Raw genomic sequence first — 17,405 nt, forward strand, 5'->3', positions numbered from 1 at the left:
CAGCCCGCAATCGGTGTTGCGGGCTGGCAAGAATTGGCAGGTTTACCGGATATGAAAAGCCGCTGCTATTTCGCCAGACCTAATAGAAGCGGCAGCCATGCCCCTGCGCTCAGCGCCAGAAAAATGGTCGCAGGATAAAGGATTCTGTCCCAATTCAGGGAAAACAGAAGCCCGAGGCCACGTGTGCCGCGTTGAATCGTATCCATATGCGCCATCCAAACGAAATTTTCCAACCCTCTGTGTATAGGCGGAATATGGCCATATTTTGGCGGGCAAGGCGCAGCACGCGATTATTTCCACCCGCCCTGAAGTCGGGTGTTCCGCGCTTTTTCCTGAATTGTGCGGTCAGGTTATGGGCAGAAGAGGTCGTTGGAGACAGCAAAAACCATCAAGGACAGGATCAGCGTCAGACCAACCGTCATCAGCACCCGCAAAACCTTGTCGCTGGGCGGTTTGCCCGCGACAGCCTCGTAGGCGTAGAAAACCAGATGGCCCCCGTCCAGCACGGGAATCGGAAACAGGTTCAGCAAGCCCACGGCTGTGGACAGAACCGCAATGAAATAGATGAAATTCACCGTGCCCTGGCTGGCCATAGCGCCCGAAACCTCGGCGATCCCGATGGGGCCGGACATGTTGCAGGTGCTGATCGCGCCTGTCACCATGTGATAGAGACCCGAAATCGAACCGCGCATGATCTCCCACATGCTGGAGATGCCCGTAAGCAGGGCAGTGCCGAACCCGGGGCTTTCCGTCAGCGGGTCAAAGAACCAGCCACCGATGATTCCGATGCGCCAGTTCGTCTCGAACCCGCCTGCCGCCTGCGGTTCATCCACGCGGCGCGGGGTCAACGTCACCTGCAATGCCTCGCCGTCGCGCAGCACGTCCAGAAGCAGTGGCGCACCGTCCGCGGCGCCGACTTTCTCGCGCAACTGCCGGAAGGCGTAAATCGGGTCACCATCCACAGCGACGATCACATCATCTCTGCGAAGACCGCTATCAAAGGCCGCCGATTGCGGCGAGGTTTGCGTAACCACAGGCGGCATCGGATGCGGCCCCTGCACGGTCATCTCGCGCCCGTCGCGCAGAACCACATAGTCCATCAACGGCGCGGCTGGCAGTGTTTCAGTCATCTCGCCAAAGCCCGCCTCGCCCATCTGCGGCAGGCTTTGACCTTCGATCTCAAGGATCACATCGCCGGGCAAAATGCCATGTGCTGCGGCCACGGGGCGCAGGTCGCCCACCGTTAGCGGTTCGACCGCCACGCCGCGCGTCAGACCAATCCCAGTAAACACGACAATCGCCAGCACGAAGTTGAAAACCGGCCCCGCTGCAACCGTTGCAGTGCGCGCCCAGAGCGGCGCGCCGCTCATGGTGCTGCGCCGTTCCGCAGACGTCATTTCGCGGACCGCCGCCCCGTCTACCCCCGCCGAGGCCGCATCGGCATCACCGCGAAACTTCACAAAACCGCCAAAAGGCAGCAGCGCGACCTGCCATTTCGTACCGCGCTTGTCCATCCGCGAATACAGCACCGGACCAAACCCGAGCGAGAACACATCGGCATGGATACCCGACCAGCGCCCCACGATGTAATGGCCGTATTCATGCACTGCAACGATCACGGAAAGGGCCACGACAAAGGCGAAAAGCGTGGTGGCAAGACTGCCGAACTGGGGAAGTAGCGTTGCGATATCCAAGGTCTGGTCCTGCTTTCTGTTCTCTGGGGCAGCGGTGTCAGACCGCGCGCACCTGCATGGCCTCGTCGGCCCTTATCCGTGCGAGATGGTCCACATGGGCCACGGTATCAAGGGTAATCTCGCCATCTATCAGCCCGCTATCGGATGACATTGCTGTCAGAACGTCCTCGACCACCGCTGACATGTCCTGAAATCCGATTTCTCCGGCGATAAATGCATCCAGAGCACGCTCTTTCGCAGCATTGAAAACCGCGCCTGACAGACCGCCGCGCCGCATCACGTCGCGGGCCAACCGCAATGCGGGATAGCGGTCGGGATCGGGAGCACGGAAATTCAGCGTGCCGATTGCGGCCAGATCAAGCCGCGCCACCGGCAGATCGCGTCGTTCGGGCCAGTGCAGCGCATAGCCGATAGCGTGCCGCATATCCGAGGCGCCCACATGCGCCATCAGCGCACCGTCGCGGAACCCGACCAGCGCATGGACCAGCGATTCAGGATGCAGTATGACTTCGATCCGATCTGGCGCTACGCCAAAAAACTCTCTTGTTTCTATTACTTCCAACGCCTTGTTGAACATGGACGCAGAATCGATCGTGATCCTTTGCCCCATATCCCAATTGGGATGGCAAGACGCCTCGGCCAAGGTAGCGCGGGCCAGTTTCTCCAGCGGCCAGTCGCGGAAGGCCCCGCCGCTGGCGGTGATGATGATCCGCTCGACCGCGGCCAGATCCTCGCCGACCAGCGCCTGAAAAATCGCCGAATGCTCGCTGTCCACTGGCAGGATACGCGCATCATGTGCAGCGGCTGCGGCCATCAGCAAGGGCCCTGCTGTCACCAGCGATTCCTTGTTGGCCAGCGCAAGGGTGCCGCCCTGTTTCAACGCCTCCATCCCCGGGGCAAGACCCGCCGCGCCGATAATGGCCGACATGGTCCAGTCCGCCGGACGCGCTGCTGCCTCGGTAATTGCGGCCTGTCCTGCGGCGACGGCCACACCGGACCCTGCCAATGCCTTGCGCAGATCGTCCAGAAGATCGTCATGCGCGGTCACAGCCAGCTCGGCCTTGAGCGCGCGCGCATCCGCCGCCAACTTTGCGATGTTGCGCCCGCCGGTCAGGGCCACGACCTGATATTCCGAAGGGGCGCGCCGGATCAGATCCAGCGTGTTCTGTCCGATTGACCCTGTCGCGCCGAAAACCGAGACCCGCCTCATGGCTGCACCGGCACCCGTCCCGATACGATCAGCACGATCAGCACCAGAAGTGCGGCCCCGATCAATCCGTCAAAACGGTCCAGCACGCCACCATGACCGGGAATCAGACGCGAGCTGTCCTTGACACCTGCCCGCCGCTTGATCGCACTTTCCGCGATATCCCCCATCTGCGAGGCGAAAGAGGTGATCATGCTGACAAGGATCAACACCGCGCCCACCCCTGTGACCGGCATGAAGACCGCACCAAGCGCCCCTGCCCCGATCCAGCCTGCAACCGTGCCCGACCATGTCTTCTTGGGGCTGACAGAGGGCCAGAATTTGGGGCCGCCGAACATGCGTCCGGCAAAATATCCCGCTATATCGGTGATCACCACCACCAGAATCAGCCAGACAAGCCATGTGATCCCGTTTTCCAGTGCCCGCGCTGTGACCAGCCCGTAAGCGGCCAGCATGATCACCGGCGCATAGAGCACGAAGACAATACGCTGCGCCCTGATCAGCAGCGCGCCTACCACCACCGGCGCCGCCAGCGCCAGCAAATCGACCAGAAAAGACATCTTCACCGCAACCGCCACGGATAACAGGGCCAGCACGCCAAGCGCGCGCGCCAGCATCACCTTGCCGGGCTCCAGCATCCGCACCAGTTCCCACATCATCAGGCCGCAAACCAACGCGATCATGGCCAGAAACCATGCGCCCCCGAGCCAGATATCCACCGCACCGACAGCGATCATCAGCAGCGCCGACAGAGTGCGTGTCTTGAGATCCTCCCATTTGGACGAAGGGGGCACCGATGCGGTCATTGCTGCCTCACGCTTTTACGGCGCCAAAACGGCGGTCGCGCGTGCCGTAGCTGCTGAGCAGGCAGGCAAATTCAGCGCGGGTGAAATCGGGCCAGAGCGTATCGACAAACTCGTATTCCGCATAGGCCGACTGCCAGAGCAGAAAGTTCGAAATACGCGCCTCGCCGCTGGTGCGGATAACCAGATCGGGATCGGGTAAAACACATGTATCCAGATACTTTGGCAGCGTTTCCTCATCCACATCGTCGGGGTTCAACACACCCCGCGCCACATCCTGCGCCAGCCGCTTCGTGGCGCGCGCCACCTCGTCGCGGCCACCGTAGTTCAGTGCAATGGTCAGATGCACCAGATCATTCTGAGAGGTCATCTGCTCAAGCTCGTCCATCAGAACCACAAGTTTCGGGTCAAGCCGCACGCGGTCGCCGATAAACCGCACGCGCACGCCTTCGTCGCGCAACTGGCGCGACTCTCGGATGATATAGCGGCGAAACAGGCTCATCAGCCCGGCAACCTCGACTTGTGTGCGCTTCCAGTTTTCGGTCGAAAAAGCGAATATTGTCAGATACTTGACGCCCAGATCGGGACAGGACTCAACGATTTCCCGGACGCGTCTTGCCCCTGCGTGATGCCCGAACAGTCGTGGCCGACCGCGCATCGTGGCCCAGCGGCCATTACCATCCATAATGATCGCCACATGGCGCGGGCCTTGCCCGTCAGCCTCAGGCGCCGCAGAGGCGGCTGACGGGACGGGGGCAAGAGAGTCAGAAGTCCTGCGCGCCATGAACGGCCTTTCCCTGAGGCGAAACCGCAAGTCCTCAGACTTGCATGATCTCGGCCTGTTTGCCTTCAAGCGCGGCATCGACCATCTTGGTGAACTTGTCGGTCAGATCCTGCACGGCGGTTTCCCAGAATTTCTGGTCATCCTCGGACATGCCGCCCGCCTTGGCTTTCTTGATCTGGTCCATCCCGTCACGGCGCACGTTGCGCACGGCAACGCGGGCATTTTCGGCATATTGCGCGGCCACGCGGGTCAGATCGCGGCGACGTTCCTCGTTCAATTCGGGAATCGGCAGCATGATGATTGTGCCGTTAAGCTGAGGATTGATACCCAAACCGCTGTTACGAATAGCTTTTTCGACAGCGCCAACCATCGACTTGTCCCAGACATTAACCGTGACCATACGCGGTTCGGGCACGTTGATCGTGCCCACCTGATTAATCGGCGTGCGCTGGCCATAAGCCTCGACCATCACAGGCTCCAGCATCGAGGCCGAGGCGCGGCCGGTCCGCAAGGATGCGAATTCGGTCTTCAGCGCCGCCATGGCACCATCCATCCGCCGCTCCAGATCGTCGGTATCAATCTCGAAATCTTCGTCAGACATCGTCCTGCTCTTTCCCTTTTCCGTCGACCGCCAAGGCGGTTTCTTGTCACAATACGCTTATCCGTGCACGGTTGTATAGGTGCCCTTGCCCGCAAGGATTCCCTTGAACCCGCCCGGCTCGTCCAGCGAGAAAACGATGATCGGCAGGTTGTTGTCGCGCGCCAGCGCAATGGCGCTGGCATCCATCACGCCCAGATGCTGCGCCAGCACTTCGTCATAGGTGACGCGGGAATAGCGCTTGGCATCTCCGTGCTTCTTGGGGTCTTTGTCATAGACGCCGTCAACCTTGGTGCCTTTGAAAATCGCCTCGCAGGCCATTTCATTGGCACGCAGGGTCGCGGCAGTGTCTGTCGTGAAATAGGGGTTGCCCGTGCCTGCCGCAAAGATCACGACGCGCTTTTTTTCAAGATGGCGCACGGCGCGGCGGCGGATATAGGGCTCGCAGACCTGATCCATCGGAATGGCGCTGATCACACGGGTATGGATGTTCAACGCCTCGAGCGAGGATTGCATCGCAAGCGCGTTCATCACGGTCGCCAGCATCCCCATATAGTCGGCCGTGGTGCGTTCCATCCCCTGCGCGCTGCCCTGAAGCCCGCGAAAAATGTTGCCGCCCCCGATGACCATGCAGATCTCGACACCCAGATCATGGACCGATTTCACCTCTTGCGCGATGCGCTGCACCGTTGGCGGGTGCAGGCCGAACCCCTGATCGCCCATCAGCGCCTCGCCCGAGATTTTCAGCATCACGCGGCGGAATTTCGTCTGCCCCTCAGGTGTGGTGGCGGTATCGGCTGCGTCTGGCATGGGGGCTCCGTTCGGGTTTGGCTGATCGCGCGCAAAATGTCGCAAAACGGCGTCGGGTTCAATCCGCGAAGCGCGCACCACACAAATTCCACGACGGGGGGCTGACGCGGCACGCCGAATACCGCTATCAGGCGGGGCATGAGCATGCCAGACCTGTCGCAGATCCCCGCTGACCATCCCGTCCTGATCGCAGGCCCCACCGCCAGCGGCAAATCCGCCTTGGCCATGTCCATCGCAGAGCAGCAAGGCGGTGTGATTGTGAACGCCGACGCCATTCAGGTTTTTGCCAACTGGCGGGTGCTGACAGCGCGCCCCGACGCCGCGGACGAGGCGCGCTGCACCCATCGTCTCTATGGTCATGTCGCGGGAAACGCGCCCTATTCCGTGGGCCATTGGCTGCGCGAGATCACCCCTTTGCTGCACGGACCGCGCCCGATCATCGTGGGTGGCACAGGGCTTTATTTCAGTGCGTTGACCGAAGGGCTGGCCCAGATCCCCACCCTGCCCGCCCATATCCGCCCGGAGGCCGAAGCGCGCCTGCAAAACGGCGGGATAGCAACCCTTCTGGCGGATCTGGACGCGGCGACCCTCGCCCGTATCGACCAGCGCAACCCAATGCGTGTGCAGCGCGCGTGGGAGGTGTGGCGCGGCACCGGGCGCGGTCTGGCGGATTGGCAGGACGACACGCCGCCGCCACTGCTGCCGCTGTCGCAGGCGACCGCGATCCTGTTCGATGCGCCCAAGGACTGGCTGAACGCCCGAATCGTGCAGCGTTTCGACGCCATGCTGGCCGGCGGCGCACTGGATGAGGCGCGCGCCAATCTGGACAGTTGGAACCCTGACGACTTATCGGCCAAGGCCATCGGAGCCGCCGAGCTGATCGCCCATCTGCGCGGTAAAATCACGCTGGATCAAGCCCGCGACCGTGCCACCATCGCCACCCGCCAGTTTGCCAAACGGCAGCGCACATGGTTCAGGGCGCGCATGGGGGCCTGGCAGGCCTATCGGCCAGAACCCGCCTGATTGTCGCGCGGACTTGCCAATTTTCAACCATCCCCTTTTGATGCCGCATGATGCTTGCTAGGCTGCCACGCAATGATCGACAGATCGACGGAGCGTTATTCCAGATGCAAACAGGCATGGCAAAAGCGGAAAAGCCTCTTCCCGCGCCCGACAACGTGAGCGGCGCAATTCGTATCGGCAGCATCGCGCAAATGGCGCGGGGCACGCCGTGGCGGCTGGAACATGTGCACAGCCATGACCATGACATCCTGATGTGGATCACGCGTGGTCAGGGCCGCATGATCCTGCAAGGTCTCCGCAGCGGGATCGGCACCCACAACGCGGTTTTTGTGCCCGCGCATACATTGATCTCGGTCGAGTTGGGCAAGCAAGGCTTCGGTCTGGCGGTCCATCTGTCCCCCCGCACCGATATCGGATTTCCAGAAGAGCCGCAGCATCTGCGTATCCGCGACGTGCAGGCGCAGGCCGAAATCTCGGCCGTGCTTGACGTGATGCAACGCGAGCAAAGCACCAACCGCCCCCATGTCGATGAAGCCCTGCGCGCGCATGCCATACTGCTGTCAGTCTGGCTGCGGCGGCAGATGATCGAAACTGCGTCAGAGAATAACCGTATGCCCGCAGCGCACCGTCTGGTGCAGGCCTATTGCGCGATGGTGGCAAGGGACTACGCCAGCCCTAAACTGATGGGCGATTATGCCGCTGAACTTGGCGTCACGGCAACGCATCTGACCCGTTCCTGCCGTGATGCGTCAGGCATGACAGCCGCCGATATCCTGACGCAACGCAGTCTTTATGCCGCCCGCGACATGATTGAAACCACCGACCTTCCCTTGCAGGACATCGGGCAGAGCCTCAATTTCTCGAGCCCTGCCTATTTCTCGCGTTTCGTGCAGCACCATACCGGCCAGTCGCCCAGCAATTTGCGTCGCAGCGCACAGCGCTAGCCTGCGCCCTCTGTCAGGGCACATCTGTCAGGCAAATGACGGATGGTGGCTTTGGGCAGTTAAGCCGGTCAAATTCTCGTTGATGCAGCAATACCCGCGCGCCGTCGGCCCTATCCGTTCCAGTCCATCGCGTAAACTTGACGCAGTCGTCGCGTTTATGTCTTGTCAGCGACATGAATGTCGTTTTTGCTAGGTGTCGATGTCGCTTTCGGTCCACAGAATGACGAATGCATGCGTTGACGCAACGCATAAACTGGTGCCGAATGCCCCTAAGGATGAAGGGCGTATGAAACCCACGGTGTTTCGCAACATCGCAGGTGGCACGAGTGTCGACCGGTCAGCCTTCAATAAGCATGAGACGCCTCACAGGGAGTTGGAAATGAAAGATACGACCTTCACGGATCAACCGGTGCACAAAGCCGCACTGATGTATGCCGACGAATTCAAGACCGGACAGTTGAGCCGCCGCGAGTTTCTGGCCCGCACGACCAGTCTTGGTGTGACAGCCGCCGCAGCCTACGCGCTGGGTGGGTTGGACAGCCCCGTTCAGGCACAGGCCACACCGGTACAGGGTGGCACATTGCGCTGCCAGATGAGCCTGCGCGCCCTCAAGGATACGCGCACCGCAGACTGGTCGGAGATCGCCAACCAGACCCGCGGCACGCTGGAATATCTGGTCGAATACAACAATGACGGCAGCTTCCGCGGTATGCTGCTGGAAAGCTGGCAGGTGAATGACGACGCGACCCAATATACCCTGAACGTGCGCCCCGGGGTGACATGGAATAACGGGGATGCCTTTACAGCCGAAGACGTGGCCCGCAACATCGCACGCTGGTGCGAACGCAGCGTCGAGGGCAATTCCATGGCCGCCCGCGTCGGCAGCCTGATCGACGACGCCACCGGCGAGGCGCGCGAAGGCGCGATCGAGGTTGTAGACGACATGACTGTTCGCCTGAACCTGTCCTCGCCCGATATCGCGATCATCGCCAACTTCTCGGATTATCCTGCCGCTGTGGTACACAGCAGCTACAATCCCGACGAGATGCAGAATGTCGGCACCGGCCCCTACATCATCGAAGAACTGGAAGTCGGCGTGAAATGCGTGCTGACGCGCAATGAAGATCACACATGGTGGGGCACCGACGTTTATGGCGGGCCTTATCTGGACCGGATCGAATACATTGATTTCGGCACGGACAGCGCAGCATGGCTGTCGGCGCTGGAATCTGCGGAAGTGGACATGCTGCACGAATCCGTGGGCGAGTTCATCGAGATCATGGACGGTCTGGGACTGGTCAAGACCGAGGTAGTGACAGGCGCCACCGTGGTGATCCGCCCCAACCAGCTGGCCGAGGTGAACGGCATGCGCCCCTATGAGGACAAGCGTGTGCGCCAAGCCATACAGATGGCGGTCAACAACGCTGTCTGTCTGGAACTGGGCTATGGCAATCTGGGTGTCGCCGCCGAGAACCACCATGTCGCGCCCGTGCATCCCGAATATGCCGAACTGCCGCCGCAGACGCTTGATCCGGTTGCGGCCAAGGCGCTGCTGGATGAAACCGGCATGGCCGATTTCGAGCACGAGATCACCTCGCTGGACGATGACTGGATGCGCAACACCTGCGATGCGGTGGGCGCACAGCTACGCGATGCGGGCTTCAACGTGAAGCGCACGATCCTGCCCGGCTCGACCTTCTGGAACGACTGGACGAAATATCCGTTCAGCGCGACAAACTGGAACCACCGCCCGCTAGGTGTGCAGGTCTATGCCGTGGCCTATCGTTCGGGCGAGGCGTGGAACGAATTTGGTTGGGCCAACCCCGAATTCGACGCCCTGCTGGAAGAGGCGCTGGCGATTGCCGATGCCGACAAACGTCGCGAGGTCAGCGCCAAGATGCAGGCTATCGTGCAGGAAGAGGGCGTAACCATCCAGCCCTACTGGCGTTCGCTGTACCGCCACTCACGCGAAGGCTTTGTCGGCAACGAGATGCATATTGCCTTCGAGCATCACCACTACAAATGGGGCACAGCCGCCTGATCAGGCTGGAACCGCAACCGCATGCCCTGAACGGGGCATGCGGGATATAACGCATGCGGCCCCGCCACACTCGTTGCGGGACCGGCTGATAAAGCGAAGACGGACGGGTCATCCAAGACCTGCCACAGCCCGCCATCTTGCGGGCGCAGGCTTCAGGGGGCGCTGAATGGGTCTGTTTATCTTGCGACGGTTGGGGGTGATGATCCTGACGTCCATCTGCCTGACTTTCATCGTATTTTTTATGACCAATCTCTATCCAAACCTTGAAAAACTGGCCAAGACCCAGGGCAATTTTCGCATGAGCGATGCCGAGGTCACCAGCTTTCTGGGGCGCAATGGATATCTTGATCCCCTGCCGGTCAAATATGCCCAATGGCTGGGTGTGCTGCCCGGCTGGACGGTCGAGGTCTCGGACGGCATGCGCGGACGCTGCGTGACCGGCACCGTCACCCCCGAAGCGATGGCCGAAGCGCCCCGTTTCTGCGGTATCCTGCAAGGCAACTGGGGCTATTCCACCGTCTTTCGCGGCGATGTGGGCGAGATCATTTCGACCCGTCTTGGTCTGACAGCGAAACTGATGTTCTGGGTCATGGTGCTGATGGTGCCCTCGGCCTTGCTGCTGGGCGTGTTGGCGGGGATGCGCGAAGGATCGCGCACGGATCGCACATTGTCGACCTTTGCCATCACGACGACCGCCACGCCGGAATATGTCTCGGGCGTGATCCTGATCGCTGTCTTTGCCTCCTCTGCCGTGGGGCTGCGCTGGTTCAACGGCACGGCAACGGGCGCGATGGATAACGCGACTTTCAACAATTTTTTCCTGCCGGTGCTGACAATCGCCCTTTACGGCATGGGATATATCGCGCGTATGACCCGTGCTTCGATGGCCGAGGTGATGACTGCACAATATATCCGCACGGCGCGCCTGAAAGGTGTCAAGTTCAGCGATATCGTCATGAAACACGCGCTGCGCAACGCGCTGATCGCCCCCTTCACCGTGATCATGCTGCAATTCCCGTGGCTGCTGAACGGCGTGGTCATTGTCGAGACCCTGTTCAACTACAAGGGCTTCGGCTGGACACTGGTGCAGGCCGCAGGAAACAACGATATCGAGCTTTTGCTGGGTGTCTCGGTGGTATCCGTGATCGTGGTGCTGGTGACGCAGCTGATTTCCGATATCGGCTATGTCTATCTTAACCCGCGCATCAGCGTTTCATAGGAGCAGCGGCATATGGACCCTTTAGGCTGGGGCGAGATCATCACCCGCATCCTGATCCAGTTTACCCCTGTCTGGATCGCACTCGGGCTGACCTTCGGACTGTCCATCGCTTTCAAACGGCGGCTGGGCCTTTATGGTAAGCTGTTTGACAGCGTGATCGGAATGTTCGGCTTCGCGCTGGTCATGTTCTGGGTCTATACCGCCGTCTTCGGCGGCGCCTTCGGCTGGATCGTCACGCATGATACGCTGAGCCAGATTTCCGGTCTGAAAAACAAGGTTCCCGGCTCGCCGGTGCCCGATGCCGGGGCAAACGGCCTTTATCCCTATTACCTGATGGGCGGTGACAATCTGGCGCGCGATGTGTTCAGCCGGATGATCGTGGGCGCATGGGAGGTCATGAAAATCGCCCCCTTCGCCACGCTGTTCGCCTTCATGGTGGGCATCACCTTGGGTCTGCCTGCAGGCTATTACGGCGGGCGGCTGGATACGTTCCTGTCGTTTCTGGCAAATCTCATCCTCGCCTTTCCGGTGATCCTGCTGTTCTACTTGCTGGTCACGCCGGAAATCGTGGTGACGGGTATTCCGGTCTACATGGCGGGCGTGCTGTTCCTGTTTCCGATCATTTTCCTGACAATCCTGTTCAACTCGCGGTTTTTCACGCAACCGGCCAGGCGCAATATCTATCTGGTGGTGACTCTGGTGGTCGGTCTGTGGATCTATCTCGGCATCGCATGGAACGCCGATCCGCTGGGGCTGATCAGTTTTCCGCCCAACCTGCTGGTGGTCTTCGTGGCCGTCGTCTTTGTCAACTCTCCCACCGTGTTCCGCATCGTGCGCGGCCTCGCGATGGATATCAAAACACGTGATTACGTGGCCGCCGCACAGACCCGTGGCGAGGGGCCGTGGTATATCATGCTGTGGGAAATCCTGCCCAATGCGCGCGGACCACTGATCGTCGATTTCTGCCTGCGGATCGGATACACTACCATCCTTCTGGGGACATTGGGTTTTTTCGGTCTGGGCCTCAGCCCTGAAAGCCCGGATTGGGGCAGCACGATCAACGAAGGGCGCAAGCTTCTGTCGATCTACCTGCATCCGGCAGTACCGCCCGCGATGGCCTTGCTGAGCCTTGTTTTGGGGTTGAACCTGCTGGCGGATGGCCTGCGCGAGGAAAGTTTGCGGGACTGATGCGGGGACAGGCGGGGCGCTGCCCCGCACCCCGGGATATTTGACGCAAGAAGAATGAACAGGAGCGGATCAATGGCGAAATGGGATCATGACGGGCCGATTCTGGAAATCGACAAGCTGTCGATCTCTTTCTTCACGCGCCTGCGCGAAATCCCTGCGGTGATGGATTTCTCTGTCACCGTCCAACCGGGCGAGGCGGTGGGCTTGGTGGGCGAAAGCGGCTGCGGCAAATCCACCGTAGCGCTGGGGGTCATGCAGGATCTGGGCGTGAACGGGCGCATCGTGGGCGGATCCATCAAGTTCAAGGGCCGCGATCTGGGCGCTATGTCAGCAGAGGAATTGCGCGACATTCGCGGCAACGAGATCGCAATGATCTATCAGGAGCCGATGGCCAGCCTGAATCCCGCCATGCGGATCGGCAAACAGCTGATGGAAGTGCCCATGATCCATGAGGGGATCTCGCAAAAAGAGGCCGAGGCGCGCGCCTTGCAGGTCATCCAAGATGTGAAACTGCCCGACCCCGAACGCATCCTGCGCGCCTATCCGCACCAGTTGTCGGGCGGGCAGCAGCAGCGCATTGTGATTGCGATGGCGCTCATGTCCAAGCCAGCGCTATTGATTCTGGACGAGCCGACGACAGCGCTGGATGTCACGGTCGAAGCCGCAATTGTGGAACTGGTCAAGGATCTGGGCAAGAAATACGGCACCTCGATGCTGTTCATCAGCCATAACCTCGGGCTGGTGCTGGAAACCTGCGACCGTATCTGCGTGATGTATTCCGGCGAAGCGGTCGAGCGCGGCAGTATCACCGATGTGTTCGACCAGATGCGCCATCCTTATACACAGGCGCTGTTCCGCTCGATCCCGCTGCCGGGGGCCGACAAGAACGCAAGCCCGCTGATCGCCATTCCAGGCAATTTCCCCCTGCCCCATGAGCGCCCCGATGGGTGCAATTTCGGCCCGCGCTGCGACTATTTTCAGGCGGGGCGCTGCGATCAGGGCGTGATCCGCATGGCCCCGGTCGATGACGCAGCCAGCCACGAGACACGCTGCCTGAGGTTCAACGAGATTGACTGGACCGCCCTGCCCGCAAAGGCCGACGTCAAGCAGAAGGGCGAGATCGGCAATGTGGTCCTCAGGATGGAGAATCTCAGGAAATACTATCAGGTCGCCGCCAGCAAGCTGTTCGGCGGCGGCGAGATGAAGGTGGTCAAAGCCAACGAAACCCTGTCATTCGAGGCCCGCGAAGGCGAGACCTTGGCGATTGTGGGTGAATCGGGTTGCGGCAAATCCACCTTTGCCAAGGTGTTGATGGGTCTTGAGACCGCGACAGACGGGCAGATCCTGCTGGACAACCGCAGCATCGGCGATGTGCCGATCCAGAAGCGCGATACCAAAACAGTGGCCGATGTGCAGATGGTGTTCCAGAACCCGTTCGACACGCTGAACCCCTCGATGACGGTGGGTCGGCAGATCATCCGCGCGCTCGAGATTTTCGGTGTCGGTGACAGCGAGGAGACGCGCCGTCAGCGCATGCTGGAACTGCTGGATCTGGTGAAACTGCCCCGCGCTTTTGCGGACCGGATGCCGCGCCAGTTGTCGGGCGGGCAGAAACAGCGCGTCGGTATCGCGCGCGCCTTTGCAGGCGATGCGCGGATCGTGGTGGCGGACGAGCCTGTCTCGGCGCTGGATGTGTCGGTGCAGGCTGCCGTGACCGATCTGCTGATGGAGATCCAGCGCAAGCACAAGACCACGCTGCTGTTCATCAGCCATGACCTGTCGATCGTGCGCTACCTGAGCGACCGTGTGATGGTGATGTATCTGGGCCATGTGGTAGAGCTTGGCACCACCGATCAGGTCTTCAGCCCGCCCTATCATCCCTATACCGAGGCGCTATTGTCAGCGGTGCCCATCGCCGATACCCGCGTGACAAAAAAGCATATTGTGCTGGAAGGCGATATCCCTTCAGCCATGAACCCGCCACCCGGTTGTCCGTTCCAGACGCGCTGCGGCTGGAAAACACGCGTGCCGGACGGCTTGTGCGACCGCGAAGTGCCGCCGCAACGGACATTAGCCGAGGGGCACCAGATCAAATGCCATCTGCCCGACAAGGAACTGGCCACGATGGTGCCGGTCATCCAGATCGCCGCGGAATGACCCTGTGCCGGATTTCGCCCCCCTGCCAGCACTTCCCTATTTTGCGGTGATCTTCACCGCACAGCGGGCCGAGGGCGATCACGGCTATACCGCCATGGCCGACCGGATGAGCGATATGGCCCTGTCCAGTCCGGGATGTCTGGGGATGGAAAGCACCCGCCACGCAGGCGGCTTCGGAATCACCGTCAGCTACTGGCGTGACGAGGCGTCGATCCTTGCATGGAAGGCGGATGCGCAGCATCTGGTGGCGCAGCAATTAGGGCAGGATCGCTGGTATACGCATTACAACCTGCGGGTGGCACTTGTAGAGCGGCATTATAGCGGCCCAGAGGGGCGCGCACCCGTCAGGGATTAGCCGCCCCAGATCACCTTGACGTAATTCTGGGTCTCGCGGTAGGGCGGCACGCCGCCATGTTTCTTTACCGCGCCCGGCCCCGCATTATAGGCCGCCAGCGCCAGCCGCCAGTTGCCGAAATCGCGATATTGCTGCATCAGGTAGCGCGCCCCGCCATCAAGGTTTTCGTAAGGGTCATTCGGATCAACCCGCAACAGACGCGCTGTCTGCGGCATCAACTGCGCCAGTCCCAGCGCGCCCTTGTGCGATACCGCCTTTGGGTTGAACCCCGATTCCTGCTGCACCAGTTTCAAAAACAGATCTTCGGGCACACCGTGGCGGCGCGCGGCATCGCGGGCCATCGCCAGATAGGGCCCCTTGTAGCGCCCGTTATAGGCAGGCCCGCCTGATCCCCATTTCGTGGGTGTCATCACGCTGGGCGGTTGCAGCCTGACCGAGTTGTTGTATTGCGACTTGGCCCGTGTATCGAGTATCTTGGTCTGCGAAGCGAAGAGCTTGACCCGCGACTGGGTCGATATCGTATCGGCCTGCACAGCCCCGGTAAGGCCAATTGCCACAATGGCCGCCCCTGCGACTCCTCTGATCATGTCACACCGCCCCGTTTGTCATCGGGCAGGACTATACCGCCTCTGACAGGTTTTTCCACCCTTTTGCAGCCTCGCAGCCACCGGTCGTATTGGCGCCCCAGTGCTTTTAGCGGTTGTTCCGATGTTAGGCGTGTTTTAACCATGTTGCATGACAACAAAGGGCGTGATCCACGGGTCACCCAAACCCAAACACAGATTCGACGGGAGAGATTCATGGCCGGCTCGGTAAACAAGGTAATTCTGATCGGCAATCTGGGGCGCGACCCCGAGGTGCGGACCTTCCAGAATGGCGGCAAGGTGTGCAACCTGCGGATCGCCACATCGGAACAGTGGAAAGACAAGCAGTCGGGTGAACGCAAAGAGCGCACCGAATGGCACACCGTCGCAGTGTTTCAGGAAGGCCTCGTGCGCATCTGCGAGCAATTTCTGAAAAAAGGTTCAAAGGTTTATATCGAGGGCAAACTGCAAACCCGCAAATGGCAGGACCAGAGCGGCGCCGACCGCTATTCCACCGAAGTGGTGCTGCAAGGCTATGACGGCACGCTGACCATGTTGGACGGCCCATCGGGGGGTGGTGGCGGTGGTGGCAACCAGTCCTCTGGCGGCGGCGGTGGCCATGATTACCCGGGCGATTACGGTGGCGGCTATGACAGCGGCCCCTCGCAGGGCGGCGGCCGCGCGCCCTCGCGCGATATCGACGATGAAATCCCGTTCTGATGACTGTATCCAAGGGCCTGCAATAGCGGGCCCTTTGCGCATCACGACCAGACGTGTACAGATAATGGAACTGAACCGAGGAAGCTGAAATGCCGTGGTCCTTTCCCATCGCAAGATTGTTCGGTTCAGAGTTACGCGTGCATGCGACTTTCTTTCTGATCCTGATCTGGATCGGATGGATCGGCTATAATCAGGGCGGCGCGCCTGCTGCGGTCGAGAATCTTCTGTTTATCCTCGCGCTCTTTGCCTGCGTCGTGGCCCATGAATACGGCCATGCCCTGATGGCGCGCCGCTATGGAATCCGCACGCCCGATATCACGCTATTGCCCATCGGCGGGTTGGCGCGGCTGGAACGCATGCCGGAAAAGCCAGCACAGGAAATCGCCGTGGCGCTGGCGGGGCCTGCGGTGAATATCGTGATCTGGGCCGTGCTGATGCTGGCGCTGGGCGGACAAGCCGCTCCGATGGACGGGGTCCTGAGTTCCGAAGGCAGCCTGAGCGGGTTTCTGGCACGACTTGCAGGGTTGAACCTGTTTCTGGCCGTATTCAACATGTTGCCAGCCTTTCCGATGGATGGCGGGCGCGTCTTGCGCGCGGCCTTGGCCACCCGGATGGGACGGGTCCGCGCGACGGAATTGGCCGCGATGGCGGGGCGCACCCTTGCCTTTGGCCTGGGGTTTCTGGGGCTGATGTCCGGCAATCCGGTGCTGATCCTGATTGCAGTCTTTATCTTCATCGCCGCAGGGGCCGAAGCGCAGGATGTGTCGATGCGCGCCCTGTCGAAACGGTTTTCGGCACGCGACGCGATGATCACATCCTATGAATTCCTTGGCCCCGACGACACGCTGCATTCTGCGGGGCAAGCGTTGATCCGCACGACACAGCATGAATTTCCGGTGCTGGACACAAGCGGGCGCCCGATGGGCTTGCTGACCCGCCAAAGCATTCTGGCCAGTGTCGGTGATCCCGCCGCCACCATGACACGGATGAGCGCGCTGGAACTGGCCCCGCTGCCCTGCATCCCCTTGAAGGCACCGCTTGTCGATCTGCTGGACCTGATGCACCAGAAAAACGCCGCAGCCGTTGCCGTCTGCGCGCCGGACCAGCGGGTGCTGGGCTATGTCACGCGCGAAAATCTGGGCGAGTTGATGATTCTGCACAGCCGCGATACAGTCTGACGCAACAGAGTCGCGCTGCATCGCAGAAAAAAGTTGCTCCAAAGGGCGGTAGCGCCCTTTGAGGCTGGCCTTTTTTTCAAATGCGGTATACCTCGCGGCC

General features: G+C 60.8%; 16 protein-coding genes. 9 read left to right on the plus strand and 7 right to left on the minus strand.

Annotated features, from left to right (window positions below):
• Window positions 1–350: 350 nt before the first annotated feature.
• From rseP to pyrH, 6 genes are read right to left on the minus strand one after another with little or no spacing between them, the layout of a single operon-like run.
• Window positions 351–1,694, minus strand: a complete 1,344-nt coding sequence (gene rseP, locus K7H22_RS13265) for an RIP metalloprotease RseP (protein WP_230801340.1) — start codon at window positions 1,692–1,694, stop codon at window positions 351–353.
• Window positions 1,695–1,731: 37 nt separating this feature from the next.
• The gene (gene dxr, locus K7H22_RS13270; RefSeq protein WP_230801341.1) at window positions 1,732–2,904 is read right to left on the minus strand and encodes a 1-deoxy-D-xylulose-5-phosphate reductoisomerase; all 1,173 of its coding nucleotides are present in this window, start codon (window positions 2,902–2,904) and stop codon (window positions 1,732–1,734) included.
• Window positions 2,901–3,707 (minus strand): phosphatidate cytidylyltransferase, encoded by an 807-nt coding sequence (locus tag K7H22_RS13275; RefSeq protein WP_230801342.1) that lies wholly within the window; start codon window positions 3,705–3,707, stop codon window positions 2,901–2,903. The genes dxr and K7H22_RS13275 overlap by 4 nt, the downstream gene beginning before the upstream one ends.
• A 7-nt stretch (window positions 3,708–3,714) precedes the next feature.
• On the minus strand, window positions 3,715–4,488 hold the full coding sequence (uppS, locus tag K7H22_RS13280; RefSeq protein ID WP_269063118.1) for a polyprenyl diphosphate synthase: 774 nt from the start codon (window positions 4,486–4,488) through the stop codon (window positions 3,715–3,717).
• 34 nt (window positions 4,489–4,522) lie between these two features.
• Complete coding sequence (frr, locus tag K7H22_RS13285) at window positions 4,523–5,089, minus strand: ribosome recycling factor (protein WP_230801343.1); 567 nt, start codon at window positions 5,087–5,089, stop codon at window positions 4,523–4,525.
• Window positions 5,090–5,146: 57 nt separating this feature from the next.
• Window positions 5,147–5,896 carry a UMP kinase gene (gene pyrH / locus K7H22_RS13290; RefSeq protein WP_230801344.1) on the minus strand — a complete coding sequence of 250 codons (750 nt, stop codon included), beginning with the start codon at window positions 5,894–5,896 and terminating at the stop codon, window positions 5,147–5,149.
• Between the two features lie 138 nt (window positions 5,897–6,034).
• Between pyrH and miaA the strand changes: the two genes are divergently transcribed.
• From miaA to K7H22_RS13325, 7 genes are all read left to right on the plus strand, one after another.
• A complete protein-coding gene (miaA, locus tag K7H22_RS13295; RefSeq protein WP_230801345.1) occupies window positions 6,035–6,919 on the plus strand; it encodes a tRNA (adenosine(37)-N6)-dimethylallyltransferase MiaA in 885 nt (294 codons plus the stop codon).
• A gap of 104 nt (window positions 6,920–7,023) precedes the next feature.
• Window positions 7,024–7,863 carry a helix-turn-helix transcriptional regulator gene (locus K7H22_RS13300; protein WP_230801346.1) on the plus strand — a complete coding sequence of 280 codons (840 nt, stop codon included), beginning with the start codon at window positions 7,024–7,026 and terminating at the stop codon, window positions 7,861–7,863.
• Between the two features lie 379 nt (window positions 7,864–8,242).
• A complete protein-coding gene (locus K7H22_RS13305; protein WP_230801347.1) occupies window positions 8,243–9,904 on the plus strand; it encodes an ABC transporter substrate-binding protein in 1,662 nt (553 codons plus the stop codon).
• A gap of 166 nt (window positions 9,905–10,070) precedes the next feature.
• Window positions 10,071–11,123 carry an ABC transporter permease gene (locus K7H22_RS13310; RefSeq protein ID WP_230801348.1) on the plus strand — a complete coding sequence of 351 codons (1,053 nt, stop codon included), beginning with the start codon at window positions 10,071–10,073 and terminating at the stop codon, window positions 11,121–11,123.
• Window positions 11,124–11,135: 12 nt separating this feature from the next.
• Entirely contained in the window at window positions 11,136–12,311 is a 1,176-nt protein-coding gene (locus K7H22_RS13315) for an ABC transporter permease (protein WP_230801349.1), read from the plus strand.
• Between the two features lie 72 nt (window positions 12,312–12,383).
• Window positions 12,384–14,468, plus strand: coding sequence for an ABC transporter ATP-binding protein (locus K7H22_RS13320; RefSeq protein WP_230801350.1), 2,085 nt, complete (start codon window positions 12,384–12,386; stop codon window positions 14,466–14,468).
• Between the two features lie 4 nt (window positions 14,469–14,472).
• Window positions 14,473–14,823, plus strand: a complete 351-nt coding sequence (locus tag K7H22_RS13325) for an antibiotic biosynthesis monooxygenase family protein (RefSeq protein ID WP_230801351.1) — start codon at window positions 14,473–14,475, stop codon at window positions 14,821–14,823.
• Here the strand turns inward: K7H22_RS13325 and K7H22_RS13330 are convergent.
• The gene (locus K7H22_RS13330; protein WP_230801352.1) at window positions 14,820–15,410 is read right to left on the minus strand and encodes a lytic transglycosylase domain-containing protein; all 591 of its coding nucleotides are present in this window, start codon (window positions 15,408–15,410) and stop codon (window positions 14,820–14,822) included. The genes K7H22_RS13325 and K7H22_RS13330 overlap by 4 nt on opposite strands.
• A gap of 213 nt (window positions 15,411–15,623) precedes the next feature.
• On the opposite strand from K7H22_RS13330, the gene ssb reads away from it, so the two are divergent.
• Window positions 15,624–16,127: a single-stranded DNA-binding protein gene (gene ssb / locus K7H22_RS13335; protein ID WP_230801353.1), complete on the plus strand. Its 504-nt coding sequence runs from the start codon at window positions 15,624–15,626 to the stop codon at window positions 16,125–16,127.
• A gap of 89 nt (window positions 16,128–16,216) precedes the next feature.
• Window positions 16,217–17,305: a site-2 protease family protein gene (locus K7H22_RS13340; protein ID WP_230801354.1), complete on the plus strand. Its 1,089-nt coding sequence runs from the start codon at window positions 16,217–16,219 to the stop codon at window positions 17,303–17,305.
• Window positions 17,306–17,405 lie beyond the last annotated feature (100 nt).

It is taken from the genome of Seohaeicola saemankumensis, assembly GCF_021021435.1.
Classification (GTDB): Bacteria; Pseudomonadota; Alphaproteobacteria; order Rhodobacterales; family Rhodobacteraceae; genus Seohaeicola.